We start from the raw sequence: 6,989 nt of genomic DNA on the forward strand, positions 1-6,989 counted from the left end.
GCTATTAGATTTATAGGTGTTGCCTACAAGAAGACTATGTATTGAGGCGTTGACTATGCAAGACCCTTAGTGTGGACTTTATTGCAACAGTCGCGGCGCATCGGCCGAGAAAAAGCGCATGCCTTTGTGTAAATGATCGATACAGGCCGTGGAAGCCACAGGGAGTTCCTGCCCCTTCAAGCTAACGATCTGCGCACGGGTACCGTTCATCACCGGGTAGCGCATGGGTAGCGTGCAAATTTCGCCGCGTTCTATTTCATCGATGACAGTGATTTCCGGCATAAACGTAACGCCAATGCCTGAGCGAACGAAATTCTTCAACACGGAGACAGAGTTGGTGTGCAGGCGTGCTTCGAGATGAATACGCTCCTGGTGGGCCACCATATTGACCATTTGCCGCATACCGAAAGGATTGTCCATTAACGCCAGCGGCCAATCTTTTAAGTCATGCAGCGTCACAGGCCGGTCCAACTCAATGAGCGGGTGATTGGGTGGCACAATGACATCGAGTGGCTGGCGGGTTTCCACATGGCAGTAAAGCTGCGGGTCCACCGGCGGTGCATAAAGCAGTGCGATATCCACTTCACGGTCTTTGAGTAGCGACATCGCTTCATTGACGCCCGCCATGCGGACTTCGACATTAATACCCGCAAACGCCGACATAAACGTTCCTAGCGGCGCGGTGATCAGATCGGCGATAAACCCTTCCCCAACGGCAATACGCACTTCGCCTTTCGCCAGGCCCTGAAGTGCCATGAGCTGGGAGAGCACGGTCTCTTCTGAGGCCCGTTGGGCATGAAAATGATGCACCAGCAACTGACCGGCTGCGGTTGCGCGCATGCCGCGTCCGTGCCGTTCGCATAGCTGGGTATCCAATTCTTCTTCGAGTGCTTTTAATTGGCGGCTAACGGCGGAGGCATCGACATTTAGGTGGGCCGCGGCGCGCCTCAGCGAGCCGCGGCGAATAACTTCATTGAGGTAAGTTAATGCACGTTGATTAAGCATAAAGACACCTGACCATAAGATGTCATTCATATTAACGGATGACCGCTTGGCAAGTGCAATGGGTACAGGTCAGGCTAGGCGAGTGGTTGGGTCGATCGCTCGCCCTGTGCGTTTTTCGCCTCCACCGCATCCGCCAGCATATCGGCTGTAATGGCAGAGAGCGTCCAGCCCAGGTGGCCGTGACCAGTATTGTAGAACACGGTGGGCAGTTTGCCGGGGCCGACCTTGGGCAGCATGTTGGGGAGCATCGGGCGCAGGCCCGCCCAAGGCACCACGCGGCGGGTGCTGACACCAGGGAAGCACTCTTCCACCCAGCGGATAAGCGGGCGGATGCGGTTGTCGCGAATATCGCGGTTGAAACCGTTGAACTCGGCGGTACCGGCAATCCGAAAACGTTCATCCCCGAGGCGGCTGGTGACCAGTTTGGTTTCATCATCCAGCAGGCTGACCGTTGGCGCAGCCTGCTGGGAGGCGGCATCATCGAGCTGCACGGTAATCGAGTAGCCTTTGACCGGATAGATATTGACCCGGTCGCCCAGCTTGGCGGCCAAGGCGCGGCTGCCCACCCCGGCGCATACCACCACGCTATCAAAGGTTTCGCGCACCGGTTCGCCGTCAGCCTCGCCTTCAAGAGAGGCGGTGATCCAGGCGTGCTGTTCGTCCGCGCCGATATCCTGCACGCTATGGCCGTATTTGAGGGTTACACCGCGACGTTCGGCGGCTTGCGCCAGGCCGTGGGTAAACTTGTGAATATCGCCGGTGGCGTCGCTTTCGGTAAAGAAGCCGCCGTAGTAGTTACCCGCCAGGGTGGGTTCGATGGCACGCATTTCCTCGGGCGTCACCGGCTGGCGCTCCAGACCACCTTTGCTGAGCAGTTGCGATACCTTGGCGGCGTGGTCATAGCCCGCTTTGTCGCGATAGATATGCAGAATGCCTTTCTGCTTTAAGTCGAAATCGATCTGCTCGTCTTTTGCCCACTGAAACAGGTGCTCGCGGGCGGCAATGGCCAGCCGTGCGGTCTCGGTGGTATTGGCGGCGTACTTGGGAATCGCGGCAATAAATTCGCCAAACCAGCTGAGCTTGTGCCAACTCGGGCGGGGATTGACCAGTAGTGGCGCGTCGTTTCTGAGCATCCAGCGCAGGCCCTTGATGACCGTCGGCCAGTGGTTCCACACTTCGGCGTTAGAGGCTGACAGCTGGCCGCCGTTGGCAAACGAGGTTTCCATCGCGGCATAGCGATGCTTTTCAAAGACGGTGACCTCATAGCCACGTTTGGCCAGGGCGTAGGCGCTGGTAATGCCGGTGATACCACCACCGATAACGGCAATGCGTTGCATAAGTCTCTCCGGTTTTCATGAGCGTCGGGAATCCCACCTAACGGCGTAATGGCTGCTGGGCGTACCCCTTCCGTCATGGAACCTGAGAGATTCGCGTGCCCTGTGGGGCGCGCTTGCTCCTTCGGTGGGCTGAGTGACGCAGTCATCAGCCGCTCTTCGGAAAGTGTGAGCAATAGCGGTCCGGTTGCCTGAGAGTTTCCGGGGTTGTTGCTCCTTCGGCGCTGGCGTCATCCTTGTGAGATGCGCCAAGCTCTCCCGCTATTACCTGATTATTGTTTAATCGTGATGGTTTTTAACGTTATCAGCTACGCAATGGAAGTCGACCAAAGTCGTGAACGCTGATTCCACGGGCCTGTTTCAACAGAATTATTCTGCTGGCTGGGCGCGCGCAATGATTGCCGTGCAATCAAGCCCGGCAGGCAGCGTGCCGGTACTGAGGCCGTTGTGCTCCGCCAGCCGTCCGGCGCAGAACGCATCGGCCACACAAGTCGGCGCGTGCTGCACCAGCAGGGCGCCCTGTAACGCCAGGGCCATACCGTCCGCCAACTGGCGTGCGCGGTACTGAAGCGCTTGGGTATCCTGCATTTGCTGCTGTAACTGGTGAATAAAGCGGTCCAGATGCGTATCAGCGCCTTTTGCCTTGGCGAGCTCTGCAAAGTAGGCGTCGAGCACCTCGGGCTGCTTTTCAATCGCGCGCAGGATATCCAGGCATTGAACATTACCGCTGCCTTCCCAGATGGCGTTAACTGGGGATTCGCGGAACAGGCGTGCCGTTATGTGGGTTTCCATGACGCCGCTACCGCCAATCACCTCCATCGCTTCATAGGCGTGGTGGGGCGTGCGCTTGCAGATCCAGTACTTGCCGACCGGCGTGGCAATCCGCGAAAGCAGGCGCTCGTGCTCGTTGTCCTGCTGATCCATGGCGCTCGCCATGCGCAGCATCAGGGTGGTCGCGGCTTCACTCTCGATGGCCAGGTCGGCGAGCACGTTTTGCATCAGCGGCTGTTCGCTCAAGCGCGCCCCGAAGGCATGACGATGGGTGGTGTGGTGAATTGCCTGGGCAGTCGCCTGGCGCATGCCGGCCGCGGAGCCAATCATGCAGTCGTAGCGGGTCATGGCGACCATCTCGATGATGGTGCGCACGCCGCGTCCTTCCTCGCCCACCATCCAGGCAAAGGCGCCGCGCAGTTCGGCCTCGCTGGAAGCGTTCGCCACGTTGCCCATCTTGCGCTTTAACTGCTGGATATGAAGTGGGTTTTTAGTACCGTCGGGCCGCCAGCGCGGCAGCAGAAAACAGCTCAAACCGCCGGGTGCCTGGGCGAGTACCAGAAAAGCGTCGCACATCGGCGCCGAGACAAACCATTTATGGCCGACCAGTTCATAGGCCTCGCCCGGACCGCCTTGATCAATCGGGTAGGCGCGGGTGGTATTAAGGCGCACGTCCGAGCCACCCTGCTTCTCGGTCATTGCCATACCCAGGGTGACGGCCTGTTTTTCGAAATAGGGCACGTTGCGCGGGTCGTAGTGGGGCGCGGTGATTTTATCGCCCCAGCTCTCAAGCAGGCTGGGCTGATGGCGTAAGGCTGGCAGGGCAGCGAACGTCATGGTGATCGGGCAGCCGTGAGCTGCTTCCACCTGGGTGTGCAGGAAGTAGTTGGCGGCGCGGGCAACATGGGCCCCCGGACCCGGGTTGCGCCAGGGGCTGGCGTGCAGGCCGTGCTCCACCGCTGTTTGCATAAGCTGGTGATAGGCGGGGTGAAACTCGATCAAATCGACCCGGTGGCCTTGCCGGTCATGGGTCACCAATTGTGGCGAGTGGCGGTTGGCGTCAAACCCTAAGGCGATGGCTTCAGAGGAGCCTGCCCACTGGCCAAACGTTTTGAGAGCCGTGTCGTCAGTGTCGCCTTCGCGCTTGACGCCTTCCTGAAGCGCGCGGTCAGTGGTGTAGCTATTGTAGTTTTCCAGCGACGGCGGCTGGTTTTCCACCTGATGGGTGCTCGCTTGTAGCCGATCAGCGAGGGGAAAGTGTGACGGCATAGTGACCACCTCTTATTGTGTTAGAGGGCCAATAATGAAGCGGCTATTTTTTAAACGGCTGTTGGGTCAACTTTAGCGCTAAGCGCCCATTATGCAAACACCCCCGTTTTGACACCTCGCTTTGCGCTAGCGCACGACTTCACTGACAATAGGCAGTCGCCCCTTTAAACATGGATATGAGTCATGCAAGCAAACGGATTTTTTGATGATGTTGGCGAAACGATCGGTGAAGTGATTCGTGGCGTCGTCGAGTTTCTAATGGGTATCTTTACCAATCTCTTCGGCGCGTTTGATGAGTTTATCGATGGCCTGACACGCTCGCTGGGCATCAGCGACTCGTTTTTCAGCATCGTGGTGCTGATCATCGGCGTGTTGATTCTATGGGGAGGATTGCGGGCCTTTTTCCGCGGTTCGATCATCGGCGGTATCATCCAAACCCTGCTGGGGCTGTTTATCCTGTCATGGCTGATGATGTGAATATGTAGCTGGGGTACCTGAGGGCTACCCCAGTTGCTTCTCCAGCGCGAAAATATGCGCATCATCCGCCCCTAGCTCGCGCAGGGCGTGGGCGAGGTTTAAAAGGTACTCGCGATTGGGGCCGCTGGGGCCATGGGCCTGGTTGATTTGACGTGCCATATCGGCAAGCGGCGCCTCGCCGAGAAATGCCGGGTTGTCCTCGCTTGCCAGATAAATCAGCCCCTCGCTCTGGCCATACTCGCCGCCATTCTCGTCAGTAAAGGTTAAGGGTACTTTTTCCCGCAGGTAGCCATTTTTCTCGCGCACATCCAGAGGGCCGAGTACATCAGGCGTAATGCGGTAGGCCATGCCGTGGCACACTGCGCCTGGCGCACGGATCAACGTGGCAACACGCCCAGGTGCGTCTGGAGTACCGCGGTGGTCGTGGGAGGCTTGCCAGAAGCGTCGTGCCCAGCCGGTAATGAAGGCGGGCTGGCGCTCCAGGTAGTCAAAATCAGCTTTCCAGATCAATGAGCCGTAGCCAAACAGCCACAGGTCGGCATGCTCATCGAAAAAGTTTCTTTGCTGGTTTAAGGCAGTGGTATCAAGCAACATAAAGCATCTACCCCCGATTACCTAAGTGGCATCGTACAATGGCGTTAACGATCGTCCATCATCCCGGTTATACGATTGATTTACCAGTTAACCACCCCTTTCCAATGGAGAAGTTTCGCGTCCTTCGCCAACAGCTTGGAGAGCAGGCGCTGGCGACGCCAGTTGAGTGGCTAACCCCCCGGCCTGCCAGTGTCGGTGCGTTGGCGCGCGTGCATACTCAGGCGTACCTGGACGCTTTTTTGAGCGGTACGCTTGATCGTGCCGCACAGCGCCGTAGTGGCTTTGTTTGGTCTGACGCGCTGGTCGAACGGGTAAGGCTGGAAACCGGTGGCACGCTGCTGTCGCTGGAAGTCGCTTTGGCAACAGGACTTGCCTGCAACTCAGCCGGTGGCACCCATCATGCCCATGCTGATGCAGCGAGCGGTTATTGCTTGATTAATGACCTTGCTGTTGCGGCGGCTCATGCCCTGACAAAAGGCTGGGTCGAGCGGGTGTTGATCGTCGATTGCGATGTTCACCAGGGCGATGGCACGGCACGCCTCTTCGCAGGTGTACCTGGCGTCTTTACGTTTTCAATGCATGCCGGTCGCAACTTTCCCGCCCGCAAGGCGAAAAGCGATCTAGATGTCGCCCTTGCCAATGGGATGGAAGACAATGCTTATCTGGCGGTGCTGGCATCGCGATTGCCAGGCCTGTTGGCGGCTTATCAGCCGGATGTGGTGCTTTATGACGCCGGCGTGGATGTTCATCGTGATGACCGCCTGGGCTATCTGGCGCTGAGTGACGAAGGGCTTTATCAACGAGATGCCTATGTACTGACGTGCTGTCGAGAAGCTGACATCCCCGTCGCGGCGGTGATTGGCGGCGGCTATGATCGTGATATCGTCACGTTGGCAAAGCGCCACGCCCAGCTTCATCGAGCAGCGGCAGATGTGCTTGAACGTATCGGCGAATAGCAATGAAGAAATAGGGATGAAAAAGGAGACAGGCATGCGCGCGATTTTTCTGGTGGATAACGGCTCCCTGCGGCCCCAGGCAACCCATAACTTGCGGCGTGTGGCGGCGTCCCTTAGCGAGCTCATGGGCGAAACCGTGCAGGCGGCTTCGCTGCTGCACTCCAACAAGATCCCAGTGGAAAAGGTTGATGGCATTCCTGCGATAACGCTGGGTCCTGCTGCCGAGCGGGCGGCTGAACAAGGCGCTGACGACATTATCGTGCTGCCGTTCTTTTTCGGCCCCAGTAAGGCACTGACCGGCTACCTGCCGGAGCGAATGGCCACCCTGCAGGAACGCTTTCCCCACGTTAACGTGCGCGTGGCTCAGCCGCTGGTCGATGAACTGGGCGATAATGACCTGCGCCTTGCCGAGCTGCTGGCCGACAATGTTCGTGAGCAATACGCAACAGGCCAAACGCCGAGGGTCGCGCTGGTGGATCATGGCAGCCCGATCCCCGACGTTACCGCTGTGCGCAATCGCCTGGCAGGCCAGCTGAGTGTGCTGCTGGGCGATGACGCTGCCAGCGTCGTCGCCCAGCAGCAC

At 58.4% G+C, this 6,989-nt stretch carries 7 protein-coding genes and 1 riboswitch; of the genes, 3 read left to right on the plus strand and 4 right to left on the minus strand.

Annotation, left to right across the window (positions count from 1 at the left end; translation table 11 throughout):
* Positions 1-78: 78 nt before the first annotated feature.
* The 3 genes from B7L15_RS14765 to B7L15_RS14775 all read right to left on the minus strand — a co-directional run bounded on the left by B7L15_RS14765 (position 79) and on the right by B7L15_RS14775 (position 4,379).
* On the minus strand, positions 79-1,005 hold the full coding sequence (locus tag B7L15_RS14765) for a LysR family transcriptional regulator (protein ID WP_085919702.1): 927 nt from the start codon (positions 1,003-1,005) through the stop codon (positions 79-81).
* Positions 1,006-1,079: 74 nt separating this feature from the next.
* On the minus strand, positions 1,080-2,342 hold the full coding sequence (locus B7L15_RS14770; RefSeq protein ID WP_085919703.1) for a D-amino acid dehydrogenase: 1,263 nt from the start codon (positions 2,340-2,342) through the stop codon (positions 1,080-1,082).
* A gap of 166 nt (positions 2,343-2,508) precedes the next feature.
* Positions 2,509-2,610: riboswitch (glycine riboswitch) on the minus strand.
* Positions 2,611-2,708: 98 nt separating this feature from the next.
* On the minus strand, positions 2,709-4,379 hold the full coding sequence (locus tag B7L15_RS14775; protein ID WP_085919704.1) for an isovaleryl-CoA dehydrogenase: 1,671 nt from the start codon (positions 4,377-4,379) through the stop codon (positions 2,709-2,711).
* A gap of 183 nt (positions 4,380-4,562) precedes the next feature.
* On the opposite strand from B7L15_RS14775, the gene B7L15_RS14780 reads away from it, so the two are divergent.
* Positions 4,563-4,856, plus strand: coding sequence for a hypothetical protein (locus B7L15_RS14780; protein WP_085919705.1), 294 nt, complete (start codon positions 4,563-4,565; stop codon positions 4,854-4,856).
* Positions 4,857-4,880: 24 nt separating this feature from the next.
* Here B7L15_RS14780 and B7L15_RS14785 read toward each other — a convergent pair whose 3' ends face one another.
* Positions 4,881-5,450, minus strand: coding sequence for a gamma-glutamylcyclotransferase (locus B7L15_RS14785; protein WP_085919706.1), 570 nt, complete (start codon positions 5,448-5,450; stop codon positions 4,881-4,883).
* Positions 5,451-5,488: 38 nt separating this feature from the next.
* Between B7L15_RS14785 and B7L15_RS14790 the strand changes: the two genes are divergently transcribed.
* Both B7L15_RS14790 and B7L15_RS14795 read left to right on the plus strand, forming a co-directional pair.
* Entirely contained in the window at positions 5,489-6,406 is a 918-nt protein-coding gene (locus B7L15_RS14790) for a histone deacetylase family protein (protein WP_085919707.1), read from the plus strand.
* Between the two features lie 34 nt (positions 6,407-6,440).
* On the plus strand, positions 6,441-6,989 hold a 549-nt coding region (locus B7L15_RS14795), incomplete at its 3' end, for a sirohydrochlorin chelatase (protein WP_176243702.1).

Origin of the sequence: Halomonas sp. CSM-2 (assembly GCF_002119345.1) — a bacterium.
Classification (GTDB): domain Bacteria; phylum Pseudomonadota; class Gammaproteobacteria; order Pseudomonadales; family Halomonadaceae; genus Vreelandella; species Vreelandella janggokensis.

Excerpts from the sequence above, each read along its gene's own strand:
- B7L15_RS14785 (WP_085919706.1), bottom strand. The coding sequence starts at position 5,450 with ATGTTGCTTGATACCACTGCCTTAAACCAGCAAAGAAACTTTTTCGAT.
- B7L15_RS14780 (WP_085919705.1), top strand. The coding sequence starts at position 4,563 with ATGCAAGCAAACGGATTTTTTGATGATGTTGGCGAAACGATCGGTGAA.
- B7L15_RS14770 (WP_085919703.1), bottom strand. The coding sequence starts at position 2,342 with ATGCAACGCATTGCCGTTATCGGTGGTGGTATCACCGGCATTACCAGC.
- B7L15_RS14775 (WP_085919704.1), bottom strand. The coding sequence starts at position 4,379 with ATGCCGTCACACTTTCCCCTCGCTGATCGGCTACAAGCGAGCACCCAT.
- B7L15_RS14765 (WP_085919702.1), bottom strand. The coding sequence starts at position 1,005 with ATGCTTAATCAACGTGCATTAACTTACCTCAATGAAGTTATTCGCCGC.
- B7L15_RS14790 (WP_085919707.1), top strand. The coding sequence starts at position 5,489 with ATGGCGTTAACGATCGTCCATCATCCCGGTTATACGATTGATTTACCA.